The following is a 15,223-nucleotide window of genomic DNA, read 5'->3' as shown; positions in this document are numbered from 1 at the left end:
TCCGTCGGCCCGGCCCCGGTCGGCGTACGGCACGTCGCGCTCAAAGCCGGTCTCGGTGCCGAGGCGTTCCAGCACCTGCTGTCTTCCCCTGGGCAGGCCAGCGTTGCGAAGCTTCACTATCCAGGCCGCCCTGCCTGGCGCTCAGGACGGCGCTGCGCGGGCGGCTAGGAGGATTCGATGGCGGTCGTGGTGAACGTGACGGGCGCGGCCGGGTCGACGTAGTTCTCGAACGGGTCCCACGACCCGGTGGTGGTCTGCTCGCGGAACCAGTAGAAAGCCGGGGCTTCGAAGCTCGACCCACCAGGCGACGTCGTCACAGCGCCCGAGCTGCCCGCCCGCACCGTGACCACCAGGTCGGGGATGTCGAACTCCACTCCGCCGGGGAAGGCGCCGTCGGAGCGCACGACCAGATCCGTGCCGTTCCGCTCCACCCAGAACCGAGCGTCGCCGGTGTTCGTCCCGCCTTCCAGCCGGTATGTGACGACGGTGCCCGCACCGGTCACCCGATACGCCACTCGCAGATCCGTCAGCTGCTTGTTGAACGCCGCCACGGCGAGGATCGGGGCCGAAGCGAACCGCACGGTGAACTCCTCGCCGGGTCTGACCGCGTCGGGAGCCGTCACGGTGAAGTCCCGCGAGTAGTTCTCGATCGGGACCCACTCACCGTCGATGCGGGTCCGCGAGATGTACAGAACGTTCACCATCGTGCTCCCCTTGGCGTTTCTCGGTGGACGTCGGGTCACGGCCGACTGGGTGCCGCCGTACTCGCCCGGGCGAAACCAGCTGGACGAGCGACTCCGGCCGCATGCGGGCATCACCCCCACAGGCGACGCCCGCCGCGGCCCAGCCGGACCGTCTGTGCGACGACGGTCACGGGCTCCGAGACGCACGGGTCGGTGGACGCCCCCGCAGCCCGCTTCCCAGTCACCTGTCAGCCTGCAACCTCAAGCGCGGTCGAGGTCAACGCCGAACGACGTGCAGAGCGCGCATGGTCATTGGTGGGTGGGTCAGGCTACGGGGACGGCTCCGGACAGGCGTAGGCGGGCTTCGTCGTAGCGGCGTAGGACCAGGCATGCCACGGCGTCGTGGGCGCCGAGTGGTGGGGACACCTGGTCGGCGTCTGAGGCCGTCATGCGGTCGTGAAGTGGAGGGGTGCTGCCGTGCGGCGGCATGGGAGCACCTTCGCTCAGCGCAGAAGGCGCAGTTCGGCGCGGTCGGTGGCCCGGCTAATAGCGGCGCGGACCGCACAGCCCAACAGCGCAACCAACCAGATGAAATGCTCACGCCTGGGAATGGAGCGGTACGGGTCGGGGGAACGGGTCTGGAGCGGCGAACCCAATCCGCAGCTGGTCGCCACCGCCGCCGGCCTTCCGCCCGGTAGGGGGGCGCTGGACGTCGGCAGCGGTGAGGGCGCCGACTCGATCTGGCTCGCCTCGCGCGGCTGGAAGGTCACCGGGGTCGACGTCGCGCAGGCCGCGCTGGACAGGGCCGCCCGGCACGCGGACGAGGCCGGCGTGGACGTCACAGCGGGCCGACGTCACGGCCTGGGAACCCGCACCGGCGCAGTTCGACCTGGGGTCGGCGCAGTACCTGCGACTGCCCCGGCCCGCGCGCGAGGCGCTGATCCGCCGCTTGGCCACGGCCACGCGGCCGCGTCGAGCACCTGTGGCTGGCCGGCAACGCCACCACCCCGACCAGCGCGAAGCGGGCGATATCGGTGATCCAGGCGCGGTCGGTGCGGAGGAATCACCATCAGCAGGATCATGCTGAGGAACAGGGCGGCGACCACGTGGCGGCGCCAGCCGGGGCGGCGCGGGGCGACCTGGCTGAGCAGGGCCGGGGTAATGAAGCGGACGGTGTGGCGCCGGCGGCGCAGCTGCAAACAGCCTGGGCGCCGACGGGACGGGCGGTGATGTCGTACGGGCGTCCCCGTGGCCCGGCGGCACCAGGAGGCCCCGCAGGTCGGCGACCACCAGCGCCCGTCGCCATCTGCAGCGCCCTCACCACGGCAAGCGCCAGGCAGACGTCCGCGACCGACGCCGGTCGGGCTGCCGGGCTGCCGCCATGCGGCCGGCCCCGACGTGCGAGATCAGGACGCGGCGACCGCGCCTGTGGCGGCCAGCGTGAGCACGATGACGCCGAGGACCAGCCGGTATCCGACGAAGACGCTGTAGGTGTGCTTCGCGACGTACTTCAGCAGCCAGGCCACCGCGACGTAGGCCACGGCGAAGCTCACCGCGGTGGCGGTGATGGTCGCGGGCCAGCCGACGCCCTTGGAGATGGCGTCGAACTCGGTGACGAGCTGGAGCGCACCGGCGGCGGCCAGCGCGGGGACCGACAGGTAGAACGACAGCTTGGTGACCGTGACGCGGTCCAGGCCGCGCAGCAGCCCGGCGGACATCGTCGCGCCGGACCGGGACACGCCGGGGATCAGCGCCAGGCACTGGACTACCCCGATGATCAGAGTGTCCTTCCAGGTCACGTCCTTTTCGATCCTGTCCTGGGCGGCGGTCCGGTCGGCGTAGTACATGACGCCGCTCCACAGGATCAGCGCCGCCCCGACGAACCAGAGGCTGCGCAGCGTCGTCTCGATCTGGTCCTTGAACAGCAGGCCGACGACGCCGATGGGGATCGTGCCGATGATGACCGCCCACGCCTGGCGGTAGTCCAGGTCGTCGCGGTACTCGCGGCGGGCCACGCCGCGCGCCCACGCGGCGATCAGCCGGGCGAAGTCGGCGCGGAAGTACAGCAGGGTCGCCAGGACGGCGCCGACCTGAATGATCGCGGTGAACGCGGTGATGTCGGGATCGTCGGGGGAATGTCCGAACACGCTCTCCAGAATCGTCAGGTGTCCGGTGCTGGAGATCGGCAGGAATTCGGTCAGCCCCTCCACTGCACCGAGGACGACCGCTTCCAGGATGTTCACAATGATCCTCGTCTTCGTTCAGCGGTGTACGCCGCGACGCGGGCACGGCCGTCCACCGGACCTGGGCGGACGCGCGCTCAGGGGAAAGCGTCGCGCCCCCTGAGGCCCATCTCTGTGGAGCCGGCAGAGACAGTACTGACTTTCGCCGGATGGACGGACCAATGAATCGCACTAAGCGGGCCCTACTTTAGCCGGGACGCCGAAGGGCCAGGCCGGCGCGTCCGCGAAAGCTTCCGCGAATACGGAATGAACATTTTCTAAACGATTGCCGCCATTTGTTCACCGAAGGTCATCCAGCCGTACACCCGCGATCGCGCCGCCTCGGGGCCGCTGGACGTCCACCGCCGCGCCTCCCGGGCGTCTCGGGGACGGGCGGCGGTCACAGCCAGTTGCGGCGTTTGAAGACCAGGTACAGCGTGACGCAGGTGCCGGCCATCAGCGCCAGCGCGAACGGATACCCCAGGATCCAGTGCAGTTCGGGCATGCGGTCGAAGTTCATGCCGTACACGGTCCCGATCAGGGTGGGCGCGAACAGGATCGCCGCCCAGGCGGAGATCTTCTTGATCTCCTCGTTCTGGGCGTAGCTGGCCTGGGTCAGATGCTTGATCTCTTCGTTCTGGGCCTGGGAGACCAGGGTGGCGTTGACGGTCAGGATGTCGGCCAGCATCTGCCGGAACCCGGTCACCCGCTCCACGACCGTGGTGGCGTGGTCGGCCACGTCCCGCAGATACCGCTGCAGCTCCTCGTCCGTGCCGTACTTGGCGAACCCGGCCGTCAGCCCCTCCAGCATCCCGAGGAGGGGGTGGGTGGCGCGCTGGAACTCGATCACCTCGCGCGACAGCTCGTAGATGCGGCGCGACACCGTGGGGTCGCCGCGGAAGACCTCGGTCTCGATCTCGTCGATGTCGTTCTGCAGTCCGGCGACCACGGGCGCGTAGCCGTCCACCACCGCGTCAAGGATCGCGTACAGCACGGCCTCCGTGCCGCGCCTGAGCAGCTCGGGGTCGGCCTCCAGGCGGCGCCGGACGACGGCCAGGTCGGGCGCCTCGCTGTGGCGGACCGTCAGGACGAAGTCGCGGCCGACGAACACGTGCAGCTCGCCGAAGTCGACCTCCTCCGCCTCGTCCAGGTACCTGGCCGAGCGCAGGACCGCGAACAGGGTGTCCCCGTAGCGCTCCAACTTGGGCCGCTGATGGGCGACGATGGCGTCCTCCAACGCCAGCTCGTGCAGGCCGAACTCCGCCGCCAGCGACCGCAGCTGCGACTCGGCCGGCCGGTACAGCCCGATCCACGCCATGGCGCCGTCGGTGTCGCGCAGCCTTTTGATCGTGTCGGCCAGGGAAGGGGGAGAGTCGACGCGCCGCCCGTCCCGGTAGATGGCGTTGTCGATGACGCGGTTCTCCACCTCGACGCCGGCCGCGTCGCCCCGCGGGTCCATCGACCGCTCCGGCGCCTCGGCCCGGTCGTCGCCCGCTCCGCGCCCCTGGGCCGGGCCGCGCTTGAGCGGACGCAGCGAACGCAACCTCCGCTCAGCCATCTCAGACCTCCACACCTGCGCTGGAGAGGCGCACGAACGCCCGTCCACGGGCGTCGACGAATGAGCTCTTCCTGGCGCCCGTGATCGGCAGGCGTCCGATGGACGCCCGGCCTGTCGCCAAGCCTTCCCGTTTCGAGGCGTTCAACCGTCTTTGCCGCCCGCAATCCCGGCTCCCCCGCCGTCCGCAGCTGATCGGCGTGCGGGCGGCTCAGCCGGACGGCGGGCTGAGGCGGACGGCGAGGAGCTTCGGATGCGTCACCGTCACCGTCGCCGTCGGGTGGCGTATGAGGTGCAGGGGGTCGATCGCCGGGACGGGGGTGCGGAATCGGATGCACACGCCCCCGTCGCGGTTCGTGGCGAAGGTGATGCCGCGGTCCGCGAGCGACAGGTGGGCGGGGCCGGCGGTTTTCAGGAAGGCGTAGGGGCCGGTGACCTCCTCCGCGTCCGCGACGTTGTCCAAGGGCGTCACCAGGCGCCACGGCCCGAACCGGATGCCCAGGTGGCGGTCCGTGACGACGACGCATGCGGACGCGGGGGTGACCCCGAACGGCAATGCCGCCAGCCGGTATGCGGGGGAGAAGCGGAAGGTGTACGTCTGACGTTCTGCTGCCATCACTCCGCTCCCTTTCCGGCCGCGCGCCGCCGCTCGGCCAACGCGGCGGTGGTCAGCTGCTCCATGCGTCGGCACGCGCGCCTGTGGTACCTGACCTGCATGACGCGGCCGAACAGCGTGAACCCGAGGCGCACGACCGGGTTCGCGATCGGCGCGGCCTGCGAATAGGCGTGGACGCGGAATTCGACCTCGCCCGTGTCCAGCCACTTGCGCACCTGGTGGTCCATCTGGCCGCGTTCGAGGTGCCCTTCGAGCGTCCGGTAGTTCCACCCCCACACCCTGGCGCGGCGTCCGTCCTCTTCGACGACGCCGTCGATGACCTCGCCGACCCGCACCCCAAGGGGGAACCGCAACCCGTAGAACCGGGCGTCGAGCAGCATGTCGCGGCCCGGCTCCGGGCGGCCCGCCCCGCAGACGCGCCGGATGATCGCCGGATCGGCGAACTGGTAGTCCCGGACGAGACGGCGGGCGATCGCCCAGCTTCCGTCGGGCAGCGGCGGGCCCGGCGGCTCCGCGGGCAGCGGCTGCCGGTAGTCGTCGACGCGCCAGCCGGCGTCCCCGGTCTTCTCGGGCGGCCTGGCCGGATCGAAGTTGAGCGTCCGGTGCCGCAGTTCGGCGTGCAGCCGCCGCAAGCGCCGCTCCTCTCTCGTGTTCTCGCTCATGGCCTGACGGTGTGCGGGACGCTCAGAGCCTGACGGCGTCGGCGGGGCCGACGGCCTCTTGGACGGCGGTGTAGGTCGCTCCCCGGATCCGCTGCAGCGGCCCGGCGGGCGGCAGGCCCGGAATCGGGTGCCGGGCGGGGTTGAAGCGGGTCGGCGCGCTGTCGTCGCTGCGCGCCGGGCCGGTGAGGACGAGGCCGCCGAACCGTTCCCACGACCCGAACTCGGTGGCCAAGACCAGGTCCAGCAGCAGGGGCCGTTCGTCGACGGCGCGGGCGAGGGCCGCGTGGTCGGCCGGGACGGTCCGGGTGGGCCGCGCGACCGCGCCGAGGAAGAGGCGCCGCCCGTCGACCGCGTACGGCAGCAGGGAACCGTAGAACGCGGGCACCCATCTCCACCTGGGGCGCAGCAGGTGGCGGCCCAGCAGGCCCTGCCCGGTGCTGGCCAGCAGCAGTTCCGCGACGCACGCCTCCTCCGCGCGGTCGTCTGCGGGCTGCTCCCACCGCAGCGCCAGCCCCAGCACGTCCGGCAGCGGCGGAGGCAGCCCCGCCGCCCGCGACAGCCGCGCCATGCCGCGCAGCTCGGCCGTGTCGTCCAGGAACGGGACGCCCCACAGCCGGGACGTCCCGTGCAGGTGCAAGGTGGCGTCGAAGACCAGCCCTCTGGGGTGCAGCGGCCGTCCCCCGCGCAGCCGCGCCGCCAAGGCGAACATCCGCGCGGACACCGCGGAGGCGGCGCGGGTCAAAGGCAGCACGCCGCCCGTGCCGCCCGCGTCCTCGGCCCGCTCGGTGTGGACGACCACGTCGCCCGCCATCCGCCCGCCGGACAGGTCGGCGACGCGGGAGCAGAAGTGCGTCCACATATGCAGCTGCATCTCTTTGGCGACGCGCAGCCTGTCGTACAGCACGTCCGCCAGGCGGTCACCGCTCCGCGCCCACGACTCGATCGTGAACATGACGTCGCCGCGCGGGGTGTCCTCCGCCCGGAACTCGATCTCCCCGGCTTCGATGTGCCCTTCCAGGGTCGCGAGGCGGAACGACAGCGGATCGCGTTCCACCACGCGCACCGGGCAGTTCCACGGGCCGGGCATGTGGACGTCGTACTCGTCTCCGACCTCCAGGCACCCGGCGGATCCCGACGTCTTGTCGAAGACCGCGAACTCCACCGGTGACGCCGCGTTGAGGTCGTCGCACAGACGGCCCATCAGCTGCTCGGCGCTCAGGCGGCTGTCGGAGATCCGCATCATGTAGCGCCGATGGAACGCGGGCCCGGCGCCGTGCCGCGGATGCTGCAGCCGGTCCCCCTCGCGCTCCGGAATCCGGTCGATCTCGGCGACCGCGCTCGTGCGGAGCCGGTGCCGCGGTACGCCCCGGGATCCGCGAAGCCACCGCCACACGGCGAGCGGAACCCCCGCCGGCCACCGCACCATGCGCACACGCCGCCGCCACTGAAGTCGCACGGCGCCCCCCGATGATCGTTCCGTGTCGCCGCGTCCCGCCCGGGCCGCGGCTGCCGTGCTCCGTCATGAGTACCCCCGGCCGCCACCCCCAACCCGGCGCCGCGCCTCTGACCAGGACAGGCGGCCGGCTCCGATGCCGTATGCAGGCGCCCAACCGCCGCCCTGGCGGGCGCCGGCCGTCATTGGAAGCGGGAGCTGGGGACGGGGCCGGGAGAGCGGACGCGGTCACGGGGGCCGGACAGCCAGTGGTCGCGGACGGCGCTGACGAATCGGCTGAGCACCCCGTCGGAGTCCGGGGGCGCGGTACCGTCGCCCTCTTCCACGGCGGGGGCGGTGCCGACGATCTCGGCGGCCAGTTCCTCGGCGGGCCGCTCGTCGGGCGGGACCTGCTCCACGTTGCCGCTGTCGGAGTCGAACCGGAGCCGCTCACCCCAGGGCTTCGCCACCGCCTGGTGCAGGAACCCGCTGATGTCCGCGCTGACCGGCGGCGGGTCGGTCCAGCAGGTGGCGTGCTCGAACAGCACCTGCCCCGGCGCGCGCTCCCACAGTCCGCGTGCGGCGGCCTCGTCGAGGTCGGCCTCGTTGAGGTCGTAGGCCACGACGAGGACGTCGGGACGCGCCGGGTCGAACGGCTCGGCGGGCAGGCCGAGGACCTCCGCGGCCGCCAGCCCGAGGATGCGGCTGGACCGGTCGGGGAGCAGGCCGACGGCCGCGGGCTCGCGTCCGGCCGCCGCCAGGATCAGGCGGAGCCTGTCCAGGCTGCGACGGCAGGTGGCGTACCCGTCGCCCATGTAGGCGTACCGGCCCGTCATGCCGTCGTCGAACCCGAACGGGGACAGGGTGGCCAGCACTCCGCCGGTGAGCGCGAAGTGCCATCCACGCAGGTCACGGGTGTCGAGCGGGCTGACGGCACGGACCGCGCGGGCCCTACCGAGCATCCTGGCGAGACGGTCCCGGGCGGGCAGCCACCCGTCGTCCTCGGGCGCGGGCAGCCGCTCGGCCTCGACCGAGGCGCGGTCCAGGTCACCGGCCATGAGCGCGTTGTACGCCAGCAGATAGCGGTCCGGCCAAGGCCACAGGTCGGCGGCGTGCTCGTCCAGGACGGCGACGGCCTCTGCGTGCCGCCACTCGTCCTCCAGCGCGGCCACGAGCTCGGTCAGCAGGGCCCGCTCTCCGGGCACCAGAGCCAGCGCAGCGCGCAGTGCCGGCACCGCGAGGAACGAGACGCCTCGTTCCACGCACGCGTACCCGTAGTCGTACAGCTTCTGCGGGTCGGACGGATCGGCGGCCACGGCGACGGCCGCCTCCCGGAGGTCCTCGAAACCGGACCGGGCGGCCGCCTCCGCCATGAGACGCGCCGCTTCGGCCGGCTCCATGCCGTCGGCATGGGCACGGAGATGTCGCAGGAGCCCCGGAATGTCGCCGGACTGCAGCAATGCCTGTGCCTCGTCACTCACGAAATTGGACGGTACAGGTCGCAATAGATCTGAATCATCTGGTTTTTTAGCCGCGCATGACGCTCCTGGCGGCCTTCACCTCGCCCTGGCCTCGCTTGCCATCTCCCAGGTGACACCGCCGCCGCTTTGGCGACGAGACAGGAATGGTGCGGCCCTTGCACTCAAGGGCCCGACCAGGGGAAGCACGGCTGCACGATCTCCGCGGCTTTTCGGGTGCCGACGGCGCTGCCCCCCCGCACGCCAAGCGCCCACCCACCCCCGGCATTCGGGAATCTTCCCCCTCACGGTCACACATCGCGACCGATGGTGACCCATCGTGATTAGCCGCAGTTCAGCAGGGTAGTCACCGCTCGGCAGGAGGCTGCTCCGCATGCGGCCGACTGTCGGCCATACGTCGGCGCTGTGCGCCGCCTTCGACATATTGAGCGGTCGGCGTTTTCGCCGCGACCGCCCGTCCCGCCGCCTCTGCCGGTGTTCCCACCGGCCGCAAAGGGAGAAGAGCCGATGAGTACGACTTCGCGGGCCGATATGGCTTCCACCGGCTGCCACGACGATTCCGGCACCCGCTATCGCGTCCTGTTCTTCATCCGGGTGAGACCCGAGGACCAGGAGGCGTTCCGCCGGGCCTACGAGCAGATCCGCTGGGATGTGGCCAGGGTTCCGGGCCACCTGCGCGACCAGCTCTGCCAGTCCACCCAGGACCCCGGCGAGTGGCTGATCACCAGCGAGTGGGCCAGCGAAGACGCCTTCCTCGCCTGGGAACGCGATCCCGCCCACCGGGAGATGGTCGCTCCCATGATCAAGTACACGACGGAACGCCAGTCGCTGCGCTTCACGGTGCGCGCCACCACCGAGGCGGCCATGGCCTGACCGCGGCGGGCCCGGCGGACGCCGTCACGCGGCACCGGCTCGACGCGGTCCCCGGTTCCGCGCCATGGCACCGTCCTCCGCCGCGGCCGGTCCCAGGAGCGGCGCGAGTGCCTGCCGTCCGCCCGCCGCCGGCCGCCGACCGTCGCCTGCGGGGCACGCGGTGGTGCTGGAGGGCCGGCTGCGTCCGATCGCCGGTGCCGGGGCGATCCCGCGGGTGCCGGCGCGACGTCCCGGGCACGTGGCGTACGCCGAGGGCAGCCTGGTGAGGCGCAGGTCCGTCGGCCGCTCGGACAGCGCCGCACCTCAGCGAGGACGCCCGTGCAGTTCGACCGCAGGCCCGCACAAGCGGCCCGAGAAACCGTCAGGCGACGGCGCGCACGACGCACTCCCGTCACGGCATTCGTGACGGTGAAGGTGCCGGGGCGGCAGAGCCGTCGCGGGCGGTCGCCGCGGGGCCGCCGGGGGACGCCGACGCCCATCGTCCAGAACGCCTCAGGAGGCGAGCGATGACCATTGACTGCCACGCGCACATCTCCCCACCGGACAAGGCTCGGCGCTTCCCGCTGCCGTCGAGCCTCACCGACGTCGACGGCATGATCGAGAGCAAGCTGGCGGACGGCGTGCGGATGTCGATCGTCGGCAGCCCGGTCGGCGGCGGCGTGATGGCGCCGATTCCCGGCGTCGACAACTACGCGCAGACCGTCGACCAGCTGAGGGCCTTCCACGACTGGCTCGGCGGCACCGTCGCGGATCACTTCGACCACCTGCGCGGCCTGGTGTACGTCGACCCTTTCGCGGACGACGAGCACCTGGAGGCCGCGGCCCGGACGCTGGCCGAACCGGAGTTCGTCGGGCTGATCATCAACACCAGCGTCGCCGGACGCTATCTGAACGATCCGCGCTGCGACGGCTTCTTCGCGATGGCCGCCGAGCAGGACGTCCCGGTGATGCTGCACGCCCCGGCCTGGCCCGCCGCCGGCGCCGGGCTGACGGACCCGCTGCTGCTGGAGGGCATCGGCCGGTTCGACGACGTCTCCGCGGGGGTCGCCTGCGTCATCTTCGGCGGCTGGCTGGAGAAGTATCCCGGCCTGCGGATCATCGCCACGGCAGGCGGCGGCGCGCTGGCCCTGATGGTGGAACGGCTCGACCGGGCCTACCGCGCGCCGCACTGGGGCGGAGCACGGCCGAACGGCGAACGCGGCTGGCCGATCAGCCGCCCGCCGAGCTCGTTCCTGCGCCAGATCTGGGTCGACACCGCCACCCCCAGCCGTCTCGCGCTGCGCGCGGCGCTCGCCGCGTTCGGCTCCGACCGGATCCTCTTCGGCACCGACTCCCCGCCGCTGCCCGACGTGGTCGGCGACGGCCTGCGCGCCGTGGCCGAAGTGTCGCCGAGCGAGGAGCAGCGTCAGGCGATCTGCCACGAGAACGCGGCGAGGCTGTTCACCCTCCCCGTGCACGCCGCCACGTGAACCGCGCAGTCACCCGCGAAGGGACCGGCGAGCAGCCGCCCGCCCCTCGCCGGTCCCCACGGCGCTGCTCTTGCACGGCCTTTTCCAGGTTCGGCCTCCACCCGGCGCGGCGATGCCGACGGCCAGTACGCGAAACCCGCATCGGCAGACACCGCTGGCCGCACGACGCTCCGTTCCCTCCTGCACGTCCCCGCGTCGACCGGCGGCGGTGTGCACGAAGCAGCGGCGGGCACCACGGCCGCGGTTGCGAGCACGGTGGGACAGACACTTGTCGACCTCGCAGTGCTGCCACGAGCGGCATTCACCTACAGCTGCGGCCATCTCATGGACAGGGCATCGATATGTGCGACCGCTCGCTGCGCTCCAGTCGCGGCCGATCGGACGGCTCGGTCATCGCCGCACGGACGCACGACGGATGTCCGCCCCGGTCAATAGATGGTGATGCGGCCGCTGCCATGGACGGAGCGGATGCCCTCTCCGAAGCAGCGCAGCAGCCGCCCCCTGGGCCGCACGGTGCCGCGGAACCGGTGCCCTGCCAGATAGCCGGCGGTGACGCGTCCGTTCAACGGGGTCTTGGTGGACGGGCGGCTTCTCCCGGCGCCGTCCGGACGCAATATCGACCTCGCGATCCGGCGTCCCTCGGCATCGCGCCAGGTGATCGTGGCGCGGCCGCGCAGGTCCTGGACGCCGGTGCAGCTCGCCAGGGCGCTGCCTCTCAGCTTGATGACCCCCGAGGCGATGCGCGACCGGCGCCCGGTGAGGGACGTGCAGCCGCGCAGCACCAACGTGGCGCGGGTGGTGACGAGCTGGCGCCGCAACCGGATCGCCGGGCGGAAGGTCATCGGCTTCCCGGCCGGAGTCTTGAACGTGCAGGTCAACAAGGCCTCACGAGGGTCGACGCGCACGGCCTGCCGCGGCTCCGCCGGACGGTTGGCGAGCGCAGGAGCGGCGGGACCGGCGATGCCGGCGAAGACGAGCGGCACGACCAGACCGCGGAGCGCGAGGCGGCCGGACAGCACGGACATGGCTCCCCCTTTCGCTTGGATGCATACAGTGATTACTTCGCTACTATATGTAGCACCAGTCACTGACATCGCAGGCACCCGGCCCCGTCCAGACCTCGCCGCCCGGCCCGCTCCACTCCTTGCGGCCGGTGGTGGCCGGAAGGGGCTACCCGGCTCAGGAGGCGTACATGCCGGGAAGAGCGGACCGATTCTCCTCACGAGGAGCCCCGCTCGCCCCATCAGCTCGAGCAAGGGACCACCACTCCGACCTCGTCAGCCTCCACACGACAGTCGGCCCGGCCTCGGCATGCGAAGACTCCACCACCGACTGCCGTGTTTTGCACCAGCCCGCCTCGATGCGCTGCTCACTCGGCACAGCTCTGCGCAACGTCTGGCCGAACGGGGCTCACACCTGTGCGCAACTGGACGACGCGAAGGCCGCGTCACTCATCACCGCTAACGAGGCCCCGGAAGCGGATAGCGGTCGAAGCCCCTTCACCGACCATGGCTGCCACCAACACGGTCCATCACGACACGGCTTTCACCAACACGAACGTCATTTCCAACGCAGCCGATCGGATGACCACCCGCGCGCGGGCCACTCCGCCGCCAACACCTTCAGAGACGGCACACACCCAACCCGGGACGTCCAGCGGAAACGGGTGCACCCACAAACCCGACCTGGGAGACGCGCCCGCAGGTCGCGCCAGCCACCACCACCGGATTTGGACCGCCCGACAGCGTCCTACGCCAACCGCCGGCGGTGTGGGGCAAGAGGTGAGAACACCACACCGAACACGGCTCCCTGCCCACCGGCGCGATCAACCGAGATGGTCTCCAACGCCGCCGACCGGATGACCATCCGCGCGGGCCACTCCGCCGCCAACACCTTCAGAGACGGCACACACCGAACCAGCACGTCCATCGGAGACGGCGCACCTACAAGGCCGACCTGGACCGACGCGCTCCAAGGCCCCGTCAGCCACCGATCCCGAATCTGGACCACCCCGCTGCGTCCGACGCCACCCGCCGGCCGTGGCGGGGCAGGAGGTGCGAACACCACACCGAACACGGCTCCCTGTTAGTCGGCGCGGTCCTCAACCGAGGCCGTCTCCAGCGCCGCCTCGCAGTGGTCGGCAGCGACGTGATCTGTCAGCGGTGCACGTCCAGCAGAAACGGCGCCGCGCGGGCGTACCGGGCCGACGCGTCCGGCGCCGGCGTGATCAGCTGCGCTTGCGCGAGCGGGGGAGGTGGCGGTTGACGTGGGGCGCCATCATCTGGGCGCGGAGCCGTTCGAGTTCGCGGCGCTCGCGTTTCGTGGGACGGCCCGCGCCCCGTTCGCGGCGGGCGACGGGCATCAGCAGCTCGCGCGGCGGCGGAGGCGGGCTGTTGTCGATCAGGCATTCCTGGGCGACGGACGCGCCGACGCGGCGGCGGATGATCCGCTGCACCACGACGACCCGTTCGCGTCCCTCGTGCCGCAGGCGCACCTCGTCACCGGGCTTGACCAGCGAGGACGGCTTGGCGCGCTTGTCGTTGAGCCGGACGTGCCCGGCGCGGCAGGCGGCGGTGGCCATCGAACGGGTCTTGAGCAGCCGCACCGCCCAGATCCACACGTCGATCCGCACCGAGTCGCCGTCCGCCATGGCACGACATTAACGCACAGGCCCGGCTCGGTCCTTTCGGGCGCCGAACCGTGCCCGGCCGCGGACGCCCGCCGCTCCCCCCGCGGCTCAAGTGGCGAACAGCTGGTCCATGTCGGCGAACGCCTTGAATTCCAGGGCGTTGCCCGCTGGGTCGAGCAAGAACATGGTCCACTGCTCTCCGGGCTCGCCCTTGAACCGCACGTACGGTTCGATCACGAACTGGACGCCGGCGGCGCGCAGCCGGTCGGCGAGCGCGTGGAACTCCTCGACGGGCAGCACGAGCCCGAAGTGCGGGACCGGAACCTGGTGGCCGTCCACGGCATTGGTCCCGGCGACGGCGTCGCGCGGCGTGTCCGAGGGCCCGTCGCCGACCTGGTGGGTGACGACCTGGTGCCCCATGAAGTTCCAGTCGATCCACCTGGCGTCGGAGCGGCCCTGGCTGAACCCGAGCACCGTGCCGTAGAACTCGCGGGCCGCCTCGAGGTCATCGACCGGAATCGCCAGATGGAACGGGGGCAGCTGCTTGCTCATCTCTCTCCATCTTCTTGACGGACGGACGGCGCCGTAAACAGGGGCGTCTCGGACGTGCCGTGCGGCCGGTCAGTTCACCGGCGTGGGGGGCTCCTCGCCCGCGAGGACGGCGGCGGCGTTCGCCACCGACAGGCGGCACATCCGTTCCCGGGTCGCCACGCCGGCGCTGCCCAGGTGCGGGGTCAGCACGGTGTTCGGCAGCTCGAGCAGCCGGGGGTCGACGCGCGGCTCGTCCTCGAACACGTCGAGCCCGGCCGCGGCGATCGTCCCCGAGCGCAGCGCCTCGACGAGCGCGTCCTCGTCCACGATCCCGCCGCGCGCGGTGTTGATCAAGATCGCCGTCGGCTTCATCCGGCGCAGCGCCGCCGCGTCGATCAGGTGCCGGGTCCGCTCCGTCAGCGGGCAGTGCAGGGTGACGACGTCGCTGCGTTCCAGCAGCTCCGGCAGCTCCAGGAACTCCACGTCGTCGTCCGGCGGCGCCGACCGGGACGGCGTCGCCACGATCTTCATGTCGAACGCGCGGGCCCGCTTGGCCACGGCGCGTCCGATCCGGCCGTAGCCGACGATGCCGAGCGTCGTCCCCGCGCTGACGTCCAGGCCGAGCAGCATGCGCGGCCCCCAGACCCACGGCTTCCGCTCGCGCAGCAGGCGGTCGCCGTCCAGCACCCGCCGGGCCGTCGCCAGGATGAGCCCCATCGTCAGATCGGCGGTCGCGCCGTCGAGCACGCCGGGCGTGTTGGTGACCCGGACGCCGCGCTCGGTCGCGGCCGCGACGTCGATGTTGTCGTACCCGACCGCGGTATTGGCCACGACCTTCAGTTGGGGACCGGCCGCGTCCAGGAACTCCGCGTCGATCCGTTCGGTGAGCGTGCACACGACGGCGGCGGCCCCGGCGGCGTCCCGCAGCAGCGCCGCCCGCTCCGGCGGGTCCTCCCCTCCCACGACGACCGGCAACCCGATCTTGCGCACTTCTCGCATCGCCGCGTCGGTCAGCAGCCGGGGGACGTAGACATGCGGCTCCATGTTCACCCTTCTCACGAGCGCGGAGGGCG

At 71.7% G+C, this 15,223-nt stretch carries 14 protein-coding genes; 3 read left to right on the top strand and 11 right to left on the bottom strand.

Going from position 1 to position 15,223, the window contains the following annotated elements; genetic code table 11:
- Nucleotides 1-164: 164 nt before the first annotated feature.
- Nucleotides 165-704, bottom strand: a complete 540-nt coding sequence (locus AR3_RS05700) for a hypothetical protein (RefSeq protein ID WP_067909506.1) — start codon at nt 702-704, stop codon at nt 165-167.
- Nucleotides 705-1,271: 567 nt separating this feature from the next.
- Here AR3_RS05700 and AR3_RS29360 point away from each other — a divergent pair.
- On the top strand, nt 1,272-1,721 hold the full coding sequence (locus AR3_RS29360; protein WP_313819588.1) for a class I SAM-dependent methyltransferase: 450 nt from the start codon (nt 1,272-1,274) through the stop codon (nt 1,719-1,721).
- Nucleotides 1,722-2,089: 368 nt separating this feature from the next.
- Here AR3_RS29360 and AR3_RS05690 read toward each other — a convergent pair whose 3' ends face one another.
- From AR3_RS05690 to AR3_RS05665, 6 genes are all read right to left on the bottom strand, one after another.
- Nucleotides 2,090-2,926: an undecaprenyl-diphosphate phosphatase gene (locus tag AR3_RS05690; protein WP_067909500.1), complete on the bottom strand. Its 837-nt coding sequence runs from the start codon at nt 2,924-2,926 to the stop codon at nt 2,090-2,092.
- Nucleotides 2,927-3,305: 379 nt separating this feature from the next.
- A complete protein-coding gene (locus tag AR3_RS05685) occupies nt 3,306-4,463 on the bottom strand; it encodes a magnesium and cobalt transport protein CorA (protein ID WP_067909497.1) in 1,158 nt (385 codons plus the stop codon).
- A 208-nt stretch (nt 4,464-4,671) separates the two neighbouring features.
- Nucleotides 4,672-5,076 carry a hypothetical protein gene (locus AR3_RS05680; protein WP_067909494.1) on the bottom strand — a complete coding sequence of 135 codons (405 nt, stop codon included), beginning with the start codon at nt 5,074-5,076 and terminating at the stop codon, nt 4,672-4,674.
- On the bottom strand, nt 5,076-5,738 hold the full coding sequence (locus AR3_RS05675) for a DUF1990 family protein (protein ID WP_083950981.1): 663 nt from the start codon (nt 5,736-5,738) through the stop codon (nt 5,076-5,078). Before AR3_RS05675 ends, AR3_RS05680 begins: the two co-directional genes overlap by 1 nt.
- Nucleotides 5,739-5,760: 22 nt before the next feature.
- Nucleotides 5,761-7,164 carry a DUF1990 family protein gene (locus tag AR3_RS05670; RefSeq protein ID WP_067909488.1) on the bottom strand — a complete coding sequence of 468 codons (1,404 nt, stop codon included), beginning with the start codon at nt 7,162-7,164 and terminating at the stop codon, nt 5,761-5,763.
- Between the two features lie 209 nt (nt 7,165-7,373).
- Nucleotides 7,374-8,651, bottom strand: coding sequence for a tetratricopeptide repeat protein (locus AR3_RS05665; RefSeq protein WP_217998465.1), 1,278 nt, complete (start codon nt 8,649-8,651; stop codon nt 7,374-7,376).
- 504 nt (nt 8,652-9,155) lie between these two features.
- Between AR3_RS05665 and AR3_RS05660 the strand changes: the two genes are divergently transcribed.
- Nucleotides 9,156-9,521, top strand: a complete 366-nt coding sequence (locus tag AR3_RS05660) for an antibiotic biosynthesis monooxygenase family protein (RefSeq protein ID WP_217998464.1) — start codon at nt 9,156-9,158, stop codon at nt 9,519-9,521.
- A 506-nt stretch (nt 9,522-10,027) separates the two neighbouring features.
- Nucleotides 10,028-10,990: an amidohydrolase family protein gene (locus AR3_RS05655; RefSeq protein ID WP_067909478.1), complete on the top strand. Its 963-nt coding sequence runs from the start codon at nt 10,028-10,030 to the stop codon at nt 10,988-10,990.
- Between the two features lie 428 nt (nt 10,991-11,418).
- Here AR3_RS05655 and AR3_RS05650 read toward each other — a convergent pair whose 3' ends face one another.
- The 4 genes from AR3_RS05650 to AR3_RS05630 all read right to left on the bottom strand — a co-directional run bounded on the left by AR3_RS05650 (nt 11,419) and on the right by AR3_RS05630 (nt 15,194).
- Nucleotides 11,419-12,015, bottom strand: a complete 597-nt coding sequence (locus AR3_RS05650) for a hypothetical protein (protein ID WP_067909475.1) — start codon at nt 12,013-12,015, stop codon at nt 11,419-11,421.
- Between the two features lie 1,202 nt (nt 12,016-13,217).
- On the bottom strand, nt 13,218-13,640 hold the full coding sequence (locus AR3_RS05640) for an Hsp15 family ribosome-associated heat shock protein (protein ID WP_067909469.1): 423 nt from the start codon (nt 13,638-13,640) through the stop codon (nt 13,218-13,220).
- 87 nt (nt 13,641-13,727) lie between these two features.
- On the bottom strand, nt 13,728-14,171 hold the full coding sequence (locus tag AR3_RS05635; RefSeq protein ID WP_067909466.1) for a VOC family protein: 444 nt from the start codon (nt 14,169-14,171) through the stop codon (nt 13,728-13,730).
- 69 nt (nt 14,172-14,240) lie between these two features.
- Entirely contained in the window at nt 14,241-15,194 is a 954-nt protein-coding gene (locus AR3_RS05630) for a 2-hydroxyacid dehydrogenase (protein WP_067909463.1), read from the bottom strand.
- Nucleotides 15,195-15,223 lie beyond the last annotated feature (29 nt).

The organism is Actinomadura rubrobrunea NBRC 15275, assembly GCF_001552235.1.
Lineage (GTDB): Bacteria > Actinomycetota > Actinomycetes > Streptosporangiales > Streptosporangiaceae > Spirillospora > Spirillospora viridilutea.
This window is presented reverse-complemented; position numbering and strand designations above follow the sequence as displayed.

Excerpts from the sequence above, each read along its gene's own strand:
- AR3_RS05700 (WP_067909506.1), bottom strand. The coding sequence starts at position 704 with ATGGTGAACGTTCTGTACATCTCGCGGACCCGCATCGACGGTGAGTGG.
- AR3_RS29360 (WP_313819588.1), top strand. The coding sequence starts at position 1,272 with ATGAAATGCTCACGCCTGGGAATGGAGCGGTACGGGTCGGGGGAACGG.
- AR3_RS05685 (WP_067909497.1), bottom strand. The coding sequence starts at position 4,463 with ATGGCTGAGCGGAGGTTGCGTTCGCTGCGTCCGCTCAAGCGCGGCCCG.
- AR3_RS05680 (WP_067909494.1), bottom strand. The coding sequence starts at position 5,076 with ATGGCAGCAGAACGTCAGACGTACACCTTCCGCTTCTCCCCCGCATAC.
- AR3_RS05675 (WP_083950981.1), bottom strand. The coding sequence starts at position 5,738 with ATGAGCGAGAACACGAGAGAGGAGCGGCGCTTGCGGCGGCTGCACGCC.
- AR3_RS05670 (WP_067909488.1), bottom strand. The coding sequence starts at position 7,164 with ATGGTGCGGTGGCCGGCGGGGGTTCCGCTCGCCGTGTGGCGGTGGCTT.
- AR3_RS05660 (WP_217998464.1), top strand. The coding sequence starts at position 9,156 with ATGAGTACGACTTCGCGGGCCGATATGGCTTCCACCGGCTGCCACGAC.
- AR3_RS05655 (WP_067909478.1), top strand. The coding sequence starts at position 10,028 with ATGACCATTGACTGCCACGCGCACATCTCCCCACCGGACAAGGCTCGG.
- AR3_RS05650 (WP_067909475.1), bottom strand. The coding sequence starts at position 12,015 with ATGTCCGTGCTGTCCGGCCGCCTCGCGCTCCGCGGTCTGGTCGTGCCG.
- AR3_RS05640 (WP_067909469.1), bottom strand. The coding sequence starts at position 13,640 with ATGGCGGACGGCGACTCGGTGCGGATCGACGTGTGGATCTGGGCGGTG.
- AR3_RS05635 (WP_067909466.1), bottom strand. The coding sequence starts at position 14,171 with ATGAGCAAGCAGCTGCCCCCGTTCCATCTGGCGATTCCGGTCGATGAC.
- AR3_RS05630 (WP_067909463.1), bottom strand. The coding sequence starts at position 15,194 with ATGGAGCCGCATGTCTACGTCCCCCGGCTGCTGACCGACGCGGCGATG.